8 protein-coding genes and 1 tRNA gene are annotated in these 14,768 nt (G+C 37.1%); all 9 read right to left on the bottom strand.

What is annotated here, in order from left to right; all coding sequences use genetic code 11:
• Positions 1-83: 83 nt before the first annotated feature.
• Positions 84-165: transfer RNA gene (locus AC3ITD_RS03335), tRNA-Leu, on the bottom strand.
• 158 nt (positions 166-323) lie between these two features.
• Positions 324-629: a hypothetical protein gene (locus AC3ITD_RS03330; RefSeq protein WP_489363988.1), complete on the bottom strand. Its 306-nt coding sequence runs from the start codon at positions 627-629 to the stop codon at positions 324-326.
• Between the two features lie 43 nt (positions 630-672).
• Entirely contained in the window at positions 673-1,470 is a 798-nt protein-coding gene (locus AC3ITD_RS03325; RefSeq protein ID WP_265797658.1) for an ABC transporter substrate-binding protein, read from the bottom strand.
• A 91-nt stretch (positions 1,471-1,561) separates the two neighbouring features.
• Positions 1,562-2,239, bottom strand: coding sequence for an ABC transporter ATP-binding protein (locus AC3ITD_RS03320; RefSeq protein ID WP_056849704.1), 678 nt, complete (start codon positions 2,237-2,239; stop codon positions 1,562-1,564).
• Between the two features lie 78 nt (positions 2,240-2,317).
• A complete protein-coding gene (locus AC3ITD_RS03315; protein WP_489363985.1) occupies positions 2,318-4,741 on the bottom strand; it encodes an ABC transporter permease in 2,424 nt (807 codons plus the stop codon).
• Positions 4,742-4,824: 83 nt separating this feature from the next.
• Complete coding sequence (locus tag AC3ITD_RS03310) at positions 4,825-7,236, bottom strand: ABC transporter permease (RefSeq protein WP_489363983.1); 2,412 nt, start codon at positions 7,234-7,236, stop codon at positions 4,825-4,827.
• Between the two features lie 89 nt (positions 7,237-7,325).
• Positions 7,326-9,725 (bottom strand): ABC transporter permease, encoded by a 2,400-nt coding sequence (locus AC3ITD_RS03305; protein WP_489363981.1) that lies wholly within the window; start codon positions 9,723-9,725, stop codon positions 7,326-7,328.
• Positions 9,726-9,909: 184 nt separating this feature from the next.
• Entirely contained in the window at positions 9,910-12,282 is a 2,373-nt protein-coding gene (locus AC3ITD_RS03300) for an ABC transporter permease (protein ID WP_489363979.1), read from the bottom strand.
• Positions 12,283-12,357: 75 nt separating this feature from the next.
• Positions 12,358-14,736 (bottom strand): ABC transporter permease, encoded by a 2,379-nt coding sequence (locus tag AC3ITD_RS03295; RefSeq protein ID WP_265797663.1) that lies wholly within the window; start codon positions 14,734-14,736, stop codon positions 12,358-12,360.
• Between the last annotated feature and the right edge of the window lie 32 nt (positions 14,737-14,768).

The raw sequence follows: 14,768 nt of genomic DNA, 5'->3' as shown, positions 1-14,768 counted from the left end.
AAATCACCCCCGTTGTTATTAATCAATGTTTTTAAAAACAAAACCGTTCCGATGTTTAAATCGAAACGGCCTTTATCTTGTTGTGCGGAAGAAGGGACTCGAACCCCCACGCCGTGAAGCGCCAGATCCTAAGTCTGGTGCGGCTACCAATTACGCCACTTCCGCAGTTAGGATGTATTAAGGACTGCAAAGATAGAAACTAGATTGAATAATCAAAAGGTATGCACCAGTTTTTATCTATTATTTTTTATTAAAAAAGCTAAGTCGCTAATTCTGAACGACAAAAATTTCAAAATAATAATTAATTATTATCTTCAGCTTTGCTACTTCATCACCACTTCAGAAACTTCTATCAAATCTGGCCCACCCTCTATTGGGTAACCTGCGACTTTGGTACCTCTTAAAACTACTTGTTTATCGGCATAGGTATCGAGATTTAAACTACTGCTTCTAAGCGCATAAGGTTTGCCGCCATAACTAATGGTATGGGTTCCGTACTGATAAGTCGTCATCCCCAATTTGGTTATCCTGCCTTCGATGGAAATCGATTCCCCGGAAGACGCAGATCGCATGATCCCACATCCAGAAACCGCAGCAACAAAAAATGTGAGGTAAATAAATTTTTTCATAGGTGAAGATATTAAGTTTTATAAACAAAGGAACAGTGAAAGACTAATAAAGTTCTTTTTGAAACTCGAAAAAATATTGAACTGCCTTAACTAAACGGCTTCCATACCAACTGAACATTTCCCCATCAACCAACATCACCTTCGCATTTGGAATGGCATTCTGTATTTCTTCAATATGTTTTTCTTTAAAAGGATAGGGTTCTGATGAAAGTAGAATTAGTTCGCAATTAAGAGTTTTCAGTTTCTCCAATGTAATTTGTGGGTATCGATCTTGTTGAACAACATTAATCATTCCGTTGGTGAGCAGCACATCATCAATAAAAGTATTTTTGCCCGCAACCATAAAAGGTTTTCGCCAAATGAGATAGGCTACCTTTTTATCAATTTGGTTTTGAGCTGCTAACGTTTTCAAATCGTTAAAACCAGCTGAAATAAGGTGGTTAAGGTATGCAGCTTCAGGGTCACGGTCTACCAGTGCACCAATCTGCGAGATGGTTTTCATGGCATCATCTAAGGTAAAAATGTCGCTCATCCAAACTGGAAAATACTCCGCTAACTCTTCAATATCGCTTTGCGTGTTTTCTTCTTTATTTCCAATGATGAGATCGGGATTCAAATCTTTAATCAGATCGATATTAAGTTTCTTCGTACCGCCAACCTTCGTACGTCCGGCAAACTTTTCTATCGGATGGATGCAAAACTTGGTTAAGCCGATAATTTCCTGATCTAAACCCAAATCAAAAAGCAATTCTGTTTGTGAGGGAACAATAGAAACAATGCGTTTGGGCGGAAACTCGAGTGTAACCTCCCGTCCCATCTGATCGGTGAACGTTTTTTGCATCAAGCAAAGTTATAGTTTTAGGTTATAAGTTCTAAGTCGGAAGTAAAACTTAAAGCGTATAACCTAAAACTTAAAAACGTAGCACTTACAACTAAACTTGTACATCACCCTTAACAACGCCGTCGGCAATGTGCAAGATCCTATTCCCATATTCAGCATTTTTTTCAGAATGCGTTACCTGGATAATGGTGATCCCATCTTCTTTATTTAATTTTTGGAAAAGCTGCATAATTTCTTCTGCCTGTGCCGATTGCAAATTTCCGGTAGGTTCATCAGCCAGAATGATGCTCGGTTGAGCGGCTAAAGCCCTTGCAATACCAACCAGTTGTTGCTGGCCACCCGAAAGTTGGTTAGGAAATAAATCTTTTTTAGCTACGATATTAAACCGATCTAACAAGTTAGCAATCCTGCTGGCACGTTCAGCGCTTCCCACTTTTTTATAAAGCAGTGGTGCTTCTATGTTTTCGTAAACCGTCATCTCATCAATTAAATGATAAGCCTGAAACACAAAACCAATGTGATTTCGGTAAAGTTCAATCCGTTTACGTTCATTTAAACTGGTTACATTTTCGCCCATAAACTCGTAGGTGCCGTAAGTCGGCTCCTCCAGCATCCCTAAAATATTAAGAAGAGTTGATTTACCGGCACCGGATGGTCCCATTATAGACACAAATTCGCCTTGTTTAATTGTAGTGGTTACATGGCGAAGAATGTAACTTTTAACCCCTTTATTGGCGTAATATTTTTCTATATTTTTAAGTTCTATCATTTTTTTAGTATCGAGTATTTAGTATTAAGATATTGGCTTCACTTTGGTCTTTCCATTTTATTCTTTCCGCTTTTTGCTTTATTCATATTTAAGTGCAGTCACTGGATCCATAGTCGCTGCTCTCTTGGCCTGAATGCTTACCGTTAATATCGCTATTGTGATGGAAACCACTGTTGCCACTATGAAAGGTAAAACAGGCATATCAATCCGATAGGCAAACGCATCTAACCATTTTTTAATGAGAATATATGCAATTGGCCAGCTGATGACATTCGCAATGATCACCAATATTAAAAACGACCTATTTAACAGGTGGATAATTTCGTAGTTAGCAGCGCCTAAAACTTTCCTAACGGCAACTTCTTTTGTTCTTCTTTTCGCAACAAAGGTTGATAATGCAAACAAGCCTAACAAAGACAATGAAACCGAAATCGTGCTAAATAGTACAATCATGTTCATAAACCTGTTGTTCTCCTCTAACACCTTATTCAACGAATCATTCATGGTAACATACGACATTGGATAATTAGGATAAGCAACTTTCCATTCGGCCTCGATTTTACGGATAATCTTGGCGCTATTTTCACTATCAAAACGAACTAACACATTATTCGTCGTGGACATGCCACCCAAGTGGGTAACCTTATAAATAGTTGGCAGAACAGCCTTATCAAAGCCTTCGTTATGATAATCTTTTATGACGCCAACAATCTGGAAAGTGTATTTTTCCTTATTACTTTTCACATCATACAGTTTACCCACAGGGTTTTTATCAATTAATTTAGCAGCGCTTTCATTGATCACCACAGCGTTTACGGTATCTTGTTTGTATTCTTTTGCAAAAATCCGCCCCTGCATTATTTTAACTCCTAGTGCCTGCAAGGCATCCATGCTTACCGTAACTGTATTTAAGGCAATGTTATTATCCTTATAAGTGATTTCTTCGGGAATGTTGAAAGCATTACCCATTACCTGCGTGGTGGTAGCGATGTATTTTACACCTGGAATTTTTCGTAACCTTTCGGCAAATTTTTCTTCATAATTGGTTCTGATATTGATTAAGTTTCCCTTATCGAAACCTAAATCTTTATTGCTTACATATTTTGTTTGCTGATACATTACACCAATGGCAATGATAAAAGTGACCGAGATTACGAATTGAAAAACGACCAAAACGTTCCGGATTGCTGTTCCTTTTAAACCGTTGGCATAGTTGCCCTTTAAAACCGATACCGGATTGTAGTTTGATAAAACCCAAGATGGATAGAAACCAGCAAGCAGCGTTACAATGAAAAACAGCATAACCAGTTCGAAAATCATCAACAATAGTCTTGGGTTCTGCCAAAAACTTAAGGTTACATTGAAGTGTTGGTTAAATGCAGGCAATACTACCTCAACCAGAACAACGCATAGAAACAGTGCTACAACACTTTGCAAAGCAGACTCTAAAAGAAATTGTGTAAGTAGCTGATGTTTATTGGAACCTAAAACTTTTTTAACGCCAACCTCTTTAGCCCGATTAACAGATTGAGCGGTTGCTAAATTTACAAAATTGATTACCGAGACTAAAAGCAAAAAAATAGAGATGCCAACTACAGGTTTTAATTTATCTTTCCAGCTGAGTTGTATGGCGGGATTTGCATGTACCTCCGACAGCTGCAACGCTCTTAATCCAGGCGTTTTCCCATCTTTATAATAGTCATTGTAATTTATTTTTTGCTTAGCAAACGATGCTTTTTTAGCTTTGACATAGACTTGTTGCAGCGTCTTGTTTAAACTTACGCTATCCAAATCAACATACATTTTAGCGTAAACCTGGCAATAGTGCTTGGCGGTAATGTTATCTGGATCTTTATCTTTTTCACCAGTCCTAACGATGGCATTGAAGCCTACAGTTTGCGGTGTTTGTGGCTCTTTTACCACTCCTGTAACTGTTAATTGCTGACCAGGGTCATTTCTCCAGATCACCAGCTTTAGCGTTTTCCCTAAAACCTTGGTGGTGCCGAACAACTTCAGCGCAATACTTTCTTTTAATACAATTGATTTTGGCGATTTAAGGGCGGTTTCGGTATTACCCTGGATAAATTGATGATCGAACACGCTGAAAAAGCTGCTGTCAGCATCCTTAACTTTCTGTATCATTACCGGGTCTGCATGCTCAACTTTTACAGAATAGCCAGCGTTCCAATCCCACTCCTGATCTACTCTTGTAACGGCTATCGCCTGAGGGATATTTTCTTTAACCAAAGCTGCCATCCGACTATCTACAGCATCTTGCCAATGTTCTTTATTATCAGGTGTAAAGAAATCATGTTTCTCACGGATTTGATATACATTTTTTAAATCCGGCGACCAGGAATCGAAACTTTCTTCATGATTGATGTACAGCAACATCAACACAAAAGCTGTTAATCCAAGTGCTAATCCGCCTATATTTATGGCTGCATAAACTTTGTTTTTCCAAAGGTTCCGCCACGCGATTTTTAAGTTAAGTTTGAACATATTTCTAAAGGTTGAAGGATAAAAAGGTTGAAGGCTGGAGGGTTCCTGATGCTTTAACCCTTTACCTTAAAACCTTCCCTCCTTTATTCATATTTAAGTGCATCAATTGTGTTGGCTACCGCGGCTTTTCTGGCTTGAATGCTTACCGTGAGTATTGTAATAATGATGGAAACTATCGTTGCCATAGCGAAGGGAAAAACTGGCATATCTATCCGATAAGCAAAACCGTCTAACCATTTTTTCAAAATGATATAAGAAATTGGCCAGCTGATCAAATTTGCAGTGATAATCAATAATAAAAATGATCGGTTTAAAAGGCTTATAATTTCAATGTTAGATGCACCAAGCACTTTCCTAACTGCAATTTCTCTCGTTCTTCTTTTCGCTACAAAGGTAGATAGTGCAAATAAACCTAATAGAGAAAGTATAATCGAAATCGTACAGAAGAGGACTGTGATTTGCATCTGCTTGCGGGTTGTGTTCATTGCCATTTGAAAAGCATCTTCAACAGTGGTGTAAACCATAGGGAAGTTCGGATATGCTTTTTTCCATTCTGCCTCTATAGATCTGAGTGCTGGTTTATAGTGATCACTATCGAACCTAACCAATAGATTGTTAATTGAAGACATGCCATCCAAGTGAGTTACTCTGTAGACTGTTGGTAGCACAGTCTTATCAAAGCCTTCATTATTATAATCCTTAATCACACCTATGATCTGAAAAATATTTCCACCTTCTTTAAACTGTTTACCCACCAATTCTTTACCTATTAGCTTTGCAGCTGCCTCATTTATCACAGCTGTGTTAATGGTATCTTGTTTAAATTCTCGGGAAAAAATTCTCCCACTTACCAACTTTGCTCCCAATGCCGGCAAAGCATCCATTGTTACTGTAACTCGATTTAAATTATAATTTTTATTTTCAAAAGTAATCTCTGTTCCCGTATTAAAAGTGTTGCCCATTACCTGTGTTGTTGTAGCAACATATTTAACACCGGTAATTTTTTTAATCTGTATTGCAAATTGATTATCCTCATCAAATTCAGAAGAAATGTTAATGAGCTTATCTCTACTAAAACCCAAATCTTTATTTGCTACAAAACTCGTTTGTTGATACATCACACCAACTCCAATAATAAAAGCAATTGCAATAATAAATTGAACTACAACCAGCCCGTTTCGCAATAAAATCCCCTTGAAGCTGTTTTCGTAATTGCCTTTAAGTACCTTAACCGGATTATATTTTGATAAAATCCAGGCAGGATAAAAACCTGCAAGCAACGTTACCAAAACAAATAAACCAACTAATTGTAGGGCAACGGCTGAAAATTCTGCATTGTGCCAAAAGCTGATATTGATATTAAAATGGTTACTAAATGCAGGCAATAAAACTTCCACCAAAATAATACAGATAAAAAAGGCTGCTGAAGTTTGCAGGGCCGCCTCCAGCAAAAACTGAATAACCAATTGCCGTTTGTATGCACCTAATACTTTTTTAACGCCAACTTCTTTTGCCCTTTGCACCGATTGAGCGGTTGCCATGTTAACAAAGTTAATGATAGATACCAAGAGCAAAAATATGGAAAGAATAACAATAGGTTTCACATTATCCACCCAACTTCTATCAAAAGATGGAGTGGCATAAACCCGTTGTAAAGGAATAATTTTTAATCCTGGTGTTTTTTCGTTTTTATAGTAATCGGCATAAGTTATGTTTCTTTGCAAAAATGAAGCCTTTTTATAATCCACATAAACCTTATGCAAAGTTTGGTTTATTTGAGCTGTATCTAATTGCGTATTGGCTACAGTGTAGATTTCGCAATGCCTAAAATTATTGATTTGAATGGGATCTTTTTCGATATTTCCTGTATGTGTGATGGCACTAAAATCTACGCTTGATGGGGTTAAAGGGTCTTCTACTACACCTGTTACAGTCATTAAAGTGCCAGGATCTTGGGGCCAGGTTAATATCTTAATTTCTTTCCCGACAACACGCTCTGTACCAAATATTTTGATGGCAAGGCTTTTTTTAACAACAATAGTATTTGGCTTGTTGATTGCCGTTAATCTATCGCCTTGAATAAACTTATAAGGAAAAACCTTGAAAAACAATGAATCAGTATCTCGGATATGCTTGATCACAAATGGGTCTGAATTCGCCAACTTAATAGAGAAACCATCTCCCCAGTCTTGATCTACTTGGGTTACATATTTAAATTGAGGTATTTTATCACGAACCAAGTCAGCCATTCTAGAGTCGTTAACCTCCATCCAGTGTTGTTTATTGTCTGGTGCTGAATAATCATGATGCTCTCTGAGCTGATAAACATCCTCCAGACCCGGATCCCATTTATCGTAACTTATTTCACGGTTAATGTACAAAAGCATCAACACAAAAGCCGTTAATCCAAGTGCCAATCCGCCTATATTTATGGCTGCATAAACCTTGTTTTTCCAAAGGTTCCGCCACGCGATTTTTAAGTTAAGTTTGAACATATTTCTAAAGGTTGAAGGATAAAAAGGGTGAAGGGTGGAAGGTTCCGTATGCTTTCACCCTTCACCTTAAAACCTTCGCCTTCCCTCCTTTATTCATATTTAAGTGCATCAATTGTGTTGGCTACCGCGGCTTTATAAGAGCGAATGGAAACTGTTATTAAAGTTATAGCCATTGATATAATCATTGCCAAAACAAAGGGCCAAATGCTGATGTCGATTCGATAAGCAAAACCCGAAAGCCATTTTGAAACCAGTAAATAAGCCAACGGCCAGGCCACCAGGTTTGCGATAAAAACCATCAATAAAAATGATCCATTTAACATTTTTACTAATTCAACCGTCGAGGCTCCAAGTACCTTTCTAATGGCTACTTCTTTGGTTCGCTGAGTGGCTACGAAAGAAATTAGGCCGAATAATCCAATGAATGAAATGAATATGATGATGCATGCAAAAACCTTAAATAAGACCCCCATAACCCTTTCCGTCTCATAATACTGACTAATATCATCATCTACAAAAGAGGCTCTGTAAAAATTTTCTGGGAAGGTATTATTCCATATTTTTTCTATCTGAGGCATGATGGATAGTATACGTTTGCTATCCATTTTTACGGCTATATTTTGGTAGTTATCTTTAACTGTAGTAATGATAATTGGCGATATTGGGTCGTGCAGGCTCAAATTATTAAAATCTCTAACCACTCCCACTAAGGTTGCTTCTTTACCAAAAATTTTAATTTTTTTACCTAATGCATCATTAAAATTAACCACATTTAATTTTCTTAAAGTTGTTTCATTAACCACAACTTCTTTTATGGTATCGCTTTTAGAAAATGCTTTACCGGCAACAAATGTTAATCCGAAAGTTTTAAAGTAATTTTCATCAGCAATTTTTGCATTAGCCTGAAAATTGGCTTTTTCTGTACTATTATAGTTAAAATTAGTTTCGTTATTATTGCTGGATGATGGTGGATTTCTACAAAAACTCGTCGTTAATACACCGGGTATTTTGGAAATCCTTTCTTGTAAAATTTGATATTTAATCAAGGTTAAACTATCATTTCGAACATTTACGAGTGCAATTGCCGAAGGGTTAAAACCCAATGGTTTCTCTCTCATATAATTCATTTGTTTTAAAACTACGAGTGTACCAATAATTAACACTACAGTAATAGAAAACTGAACCACAACTAAAACCTTACGTAAGCTTAAGCCTCCGGCATTTGCAGTAATCTTATTTTTAATTGCCAAAGCTGGACTAAAACCAGACATCACCATTGCTGGATAAAACCCTGCTAAAAAACTTACGATAATGACTAGCCCAATCATAAACAAGAAAATGATGGGATGCTGAATCACACTGAAAGAAATATTTTCATGAAATAAATTTCTCATTCCTGGCATAGAAACTTCTGCTAAGACACAGGCTACAATCAAAGCAAATATGCTAATGGTTAATGTTTCGGTAAGAAATTGAAATACCAATTGCTTTCTTAAACTTCCCATTACTTTACGAACGCCTACTTCTTTGCTTCTGCTTACCGCTTGTGCAGTAGCAAGATTAATAAAGTTTATACAAGCCGTAAGCATCAAAAATGCGCCAATGATTCCTAAACCATAAAGCTCTTTTTTTGACATTGTTTTGCTTGAAAAATTTCCTAGGTTTTCATTGTAATGTATATCGCCCAAAGGTTGTGCACCAATTTCTTGTTTAGATATGTTATCTCTTTGGAAATATTTGTCAGAAAACTTTGATAAAGCACCTCGAACTTCATCAATTGATACACCATCCTTTAAAAGAAAATAACATTCATCATTTGAAGAAACATTGCCCCAATTATCGAATCTCTCATTGTTATGATTTCTAAAGGTTTGGTAAGAAACCACAATATTTAGCGGAAAAGAACTGTTTTGTGGCATCTCCTGTAAAATGCCCGTAACCGTAAAATCATCGCGATTTTGGTAATTAATGGTTTTACCTACGGCCTTATTCCAGTCGCCAAAAAGTTTGGTAGCCATGTCTTTCGATAAAACCACGGTATTAGGCTGACTTAATGATTCTACCGGACTTCCTTGTAACCATTCAAAACTCATGATTTGAAAGAATTGAGGCTCTGCATAAAAAACGTCTTCCAAAGTCTTAATTTTCTCCTTCCCGGCATTATCTTTTACTTTGATAATTCCACCATCTTGACAAATAGCTCCAACTTTTTCAATTTGATTTTTGAAATCATTACGAAACGCAGCCGGCGCTGGTTTAGGTACGCCTTGTGATTCTTCAAATCCATCGGCGGAAGTCCAATTAGTAGTTAAACGGTAAATTCGATCCTCGTTTTTAAAGCCCTCATCAAAACTCATTTGATAACGGATAAAAATAAAAATGAGAATACAACTGGCCATCCCAATGGATAAACCAAGAACATTGATGAAAGTATAACCCTTGTTTTTCCAAAGGTTTCGCCAGGCGATTTTTAAGTTGAGTTTGAACATGTTTTTAATTTGCTGGAGAATTTCAGTTTTGAAATGAAGCTTTCTGACCTGATGCTGCTTGTGCCAATTTTATACCACTATAAACAACAGGTTTCAATAAGTTGATTATCAGTAATTTACAATAAATCAGCAATATAAACTGTTCGATTCCGAACAAATGTTTGTTCAAAATCGAACGGACAGGTTATTCATATTTAAGTGCATCGACAGCATTTGCTTTTGCAACCTTTATCGATTGAATACTGACCGTCAAAACGGCAATCAGGAAAGAAACCGCAAAGGCCATTACAAAAGGCAATACCGATATATTGATCCGATACTCGAATGCCGACAACCATTTGTTTATGATGACATACGCTAAAGGGAATGCGATCAGATTGGCAATTGCTACTAACTTGACAAAATCTTTATTGAGTAGAGTAAGTATATGGCTTGTGCTAGCGCCCAATACCTTCCTGATGCTAATTTCCTTTTTACGCTGTTCTGCCATAAACAATGCTAATCCAAGTAAGCCTAAGCAAGAAATAAAAATTGCAAAACCTCCAAACCAATTAGAGAGCGTTCCTAAAAGCTTTTCAGAATTATATTTCTCTTCAAATGAATCACTTACAAATACCCGATCTATAGGATAATCGGGATTTATTGCTTTTACCATTGCATCGATTTTCGATAAAGAGGCACTTATATTTTCAGCTTCATTTAAGCGAATGAGAATTACACCTCCATCATCATGATAAGCTCTGTTGAAAATCATTGGCGCAACTTTTTGATAGGGTGATTCTGCGACAAAATCCTTCATTACACCAATAATGGTACATTTATATTCATCATAATCAATCACAGTTCCTACCGGGTTTTTAAGCGACATGATTTTGGCTGCAGCTTCATTAATTAAAACTTTATTGGAATCGCCAGGGAATTCGGCTTTAAATTCTCTTCCTGCTATCATCTCGGTACCGGTAGTTGCAATAAAATCGTAACCAATTCCACGTTGATTAAATAAAACTTTGTCGTTAGGATTTTTTCCAGGCCAATTGATATCTGAGGTGTTATTGCCCCCTTCATCAATATTCATACTCAACAAAGACACGCTGGTCGCAGCGCGAGATTTCAAAATCTGGGTTTTTAAAAGTTCAACTTTACTTGTTTGCCTTAAGTTACCTAACGCTGCCATTTGAACTAAATTCCCCTGACTATAACCTAATGGTTTATTTTTAATATAAGTTAACTGCTGATAAATTACCACTGTGCAAATAATTAAACATGCTGCAAATACGAATTGGGAAACGACAAGCACTTTTCTAACAGAAATGGCTGAACCCGTTTTTACGCCGAAACCTTTTAGCACCTTAACGGGATCGAAAGATGAGAGATAGAATGCAGGATAGCTGCCTGCAAGCAACCCCGTAACTAGCACCAGACCAACCAAGGTAAGCCAGTATCGCCAATCGTTGTATTGAATTATTAAGTTGATATTTAGGATGGAATTAAAATATGGAAGACTAATTTCTACTAAGATAAACGCAATTATTGTTCCGATGAGGGCCAGTAAAGTGCTTTCTAAAATAAACTGAGCAACAAGTGCTTTTCTGCTAGACCCAATTGCTTTACGGACACCAACTTCTTTTGCTCTTTTCTCGGACCGGGCGGTAGATAAATTCATAAAATTTACACAAGCTATCAGCAGGATACAGATGGCGAGCATGAAAAAAATTCGTAACTGGTCTATTTTTCCTCCCGCAGATTTACCGTTTTCAAACTCATTGTAAAGATGTAATTTGGAAAGGGGATGCAGAAAAAGTTCATTATTATCTAGCTTGCTATCATGAACTTTATATATGTTTTTAAGAGAAGCATTTAATTTCTCAAACAAATCACTATTTTGAAGTTCCACAATGGTTAAACAAAAGTTGCTTCCCCAGCCTTGCTCCTTGATCCATTTTTGTTTTTGTTCATTTAATTTCCAAGGCATCAAATAATCAAATTTGATGCTGGTGTTTTCTGGTAAATCAGCGATAACGGCTTCAACTTTTAGTCCATCCTCATTATCAAGTTTTACAATTTTACCAAGTGGATTTTGGTTTCCAAATAATTTATGCGCTAGTGATTGAGTAAGAATAACGCTATTTATATTATCAAGTGGAGAAAAAGCATTCCCACTTAAAAATTTGTAGTCGAGTATTTTGATAAATTCCGGATCGGCAAATAAACCTTTATTCTTGATTTTTTTATCATCGTAGCTGATTAGTTGCTCAAATGGGTAGGAAGATCTTGCTGCATTAACAACTGCAGGATATTTGGCTTTTAATTCTGGCGCTAACAATCCAGGCGTCCAGGCCCAGGTGTGCACTTTTCCATTGGCCGTCATATTGGTATGCGCTACGTAAGTCGTTTTGTAGTTTTCATACTGTTTATCGAAACTAAACTCGTAAAAAACGTACAGCAATAACAGCATACAGCTCGCCAATCCGATAGCTAATCCACCGATATTAATCAAGCTGAACCGCTTGTTTTTCCAAAGGTTTCGTAATGCGATTTTTAAGTTAAGTTTGAACATAATTGGTTACGGGTTATGTGTTACTTGTTGCGAGCTCAGACTTATAACTGGTAACCCGCAACTGTTAACTCGATTCTATTCGTATTTCAAAGCATCAACCGGATTAGCTTTTGCTGTTTTATATGCTTGAAAGCTCACCGTAATTAAAGCCATTAATAGTGTTGCTATTGCTGCCAAGGGAATAATCCACCAGGAAATCTCGGTATGGAATTCGAAATTCTTGAGCCATCTATTCATCGCCAGGTAACTTATTGGAACCGCAACAATAATGGCGACCACAATCATTTTGATGAATGAAAGAGAAAGCAATTGCATCAGATTAGCAACCGATGCGCCAAGCACTTTGCGTACGCCAAATTCTTTAGTACGTTGCTCGGCACTGTAGGCAACCAAACCGAATAAACCCAGGCAGGATACGAAAATCGCTAGTCCGCCGAACAGGTTGGAAAGAATACCTAAGGTTTTTTCTGACTTATATTTCTCCTGGTATAATGAATTTATAAAAGTAATCTCTGTTGGATAAGCAGGATTGAAAGCCTTCGTAATTCTACTGATGGTTTCGATGTTGCTTTGCAAATTATTGGCGCTATTTAAGCGAATCGTGATGGTGCCTGTTTGCGCAGGATTTAAGAAAACCACCTGTGGATTATTGGATTTGTATGGCGAATCCCAAACGTAATCGTCAAATACTCCGATGATATAAGCATTAGTGCCATAAAGATTTACCCTTTTGCCAATAGGATTTTTATAGCCAAACACTTTTACGGCCGAGGCACTTACCAGTAACGCACCGGTATCTGAGGCGAAGTTTTTAGAAAAATCTCTTCCCTCTAATAATTTAATTCCGTTGGTTTTGGTAAAATCGTAAGAGGTGGCTACCTGGTTAAACATCACCGTATTTTCGGGCTTTGTCATCCCATCCCATTTAATATCCATAAAATTCCGACCGCGGTGAGAAAGGCTAACGGATGATTGATACATCGATGTTACTGCACCAGACTTCAGCATTTCAGTTTTGAACAGTTCAAATTTACCTTTCAACTCACCATCCTGAGGAATTTCTACCAAGGCATTTACATCAAAGCCAACCGGCTTATTTTTGACGTATTGGATTTGGCGATAAATAACCAAAGTGGCAATAATCAATATAATGGCAAAACAAAACTGGCCTACCACCAATACTTGCCTTAAACTTATCGTTAGAAATCCTCTGGCCTTGACTTTCCTTTTTAGCGTTTGGATTGGATTAAAAGAAGATAGGTAGAACGCAGGATAACTGCCGGCAATTAAACCAGTTGCAATTACAATTGTCATTATACCTACCCAACTTGCGGTATTGAAATACGAAATTCCAAGATTTATATTGAGTAACTGATTAAATGCAGGCAGACAAAGTTCTATCAAAGCAATTGAAACTACTACAGCAACCAATGTGAGCACCATTGATTCGGTTAAAAACTGGAGAATTAACGAGGTACGATTCGCCCCAATGGTTTTCTTAATTCCAACTTCTTTAGCTCTTTTCTCTGATTTGGCAGTTGCCATGTTCATAAAATTGATACAGGCAATAAGCAATATCCCAAATGCTAACCCCATGAAAAGCCAGATTTGCTCAATATCTCCTCCAACTGGTTTCCCATTTTCAAATGTACCAAACAAGTGAAGTTTACTGGCTTGGTATAAAAAGTTTGGTTGCGATTGCTCTGTTTGTTCGGCGCTTTTTTTGACCAATTCGTCTACTTTACGATTTACCATATCAATATTGGCATCAGCGTTTAGGGTAACCATCGTTACGAAACTGTAATTTGTCCAGTTTAAATCTTTGGCGCTCTCATCAACGATTTCGTAAAACGACCAGGGCATTAAAAAATCGAACCTGTTCGAACTATTTTCTGGCAAATCTTTAATTACTCCGGTAATTGTTAAGTTTTCTTTGTCTTGAAAACGAACCGATTTATTCAGAACATCATTGGTTCCGAAGAGCGTTTTTGCCGTACTTTCTGTTAAAATTACTGAAAGTGGATTATTTAGCGCAGTTTTAGCATCCCCGTAAATAAACTCATAATCGTACATTTTGAGAATATCGGGCTCAGCAAATTTTGAATCTTTTTTATAACTATTTTGTCCATTTGCTATCAGGCTTTTTTTGCCATAGTCCATCCGTGCAACGTATTTCGCTTCGGGAAGTTTATCCTTCAGCAGCGGACCTAACGCAGTGGTTGAACCATAAAAAGTACCACCAATTTTCCCACCTTCACCCGGAACATTGGTCATCGCTATATAAACATTTTGCCAGTTTTTGGCTTGCTTATCAAAGTTCCATTCGTATGATACATAGAGCAGCAACATTAAACAAGCTGCAAGGCCAATAGCCAAACCGATTACATTAATGAAAGATGAAATTTTATTCTTCCAAAGGTTTCGCAAAGCGATTTTTAAATTTAATCTGAACATATTTGGGTTATGGGTTATGTGTTACCTGTTGC

The sequence above is a fragment of the Pedobacter sp. KH_004 genome (assembly GCF_057840755.1).
This window is presented reverse-complemented; position numbering and strand designations above follow the sequence as displayed.

Bases quoted from the DNA above. Each gene is read 5' to 3' on its own strand.
- AC3ITD_RS03305 (WP_489363981.1), bottom strand. From the start codon at position 9,725: ATGTTCAAACTCAACTTAAAAATCGCCTGGCGAAACCTTTGGAAAAAC.
- AC3ITD_RS03320 (WP_056849704.1), bottom strand. From the start codon at position 2,239: ATGATAGAACTTAAAAATATAGAAAAATATTACGCCAATAAAGGGGTT.
- AC3ITD_RS03325 (WP_265797658.1), bottom strand. From the start codon at position 1,470: ATGCAAAAAACGTTCACCGATCAGATGGGACGGGAGGTTACACTCGAG.
- AC3ITD_RS03300 (WP_489363979.1), bottom strand. From the start codon at position 12,282: ATGTTCAAACTTAACTTAAAAATCGCATTACGAAACCTTTGGAAAAAC.
- AC3ITD_RS03295 (WP_265797663.1), bottom strand. From the start codon at position 14,736: ATGTTCAGATTAAATTTAAAAATCGCTTTGCGAAACCTTTGGAAGAAT.
- AC3ITD_RS03330 (WP_489363988.1), bottom strand. From the start codon at position 629: ATGAAAAAATTTATTTACCTCACATTTTTTGTTGCTGCGGTTTCTGGA.
- AC3ITD_RS03310 (WP_489363983.1), bottom strand. From the start codon at position 7,236: ATGTTCAAACTTAACTTAAAAATCGCGTGGCGGAACCTTTGGAAAAAC.
- AC3ITD_RS03315 (WP_489363985.1), bottom strand. From the start codon at position 4,741: ATGTTCAAACTTAACTTAAAAATCGCGTGGCGGAACCTTTGGAAAAAC.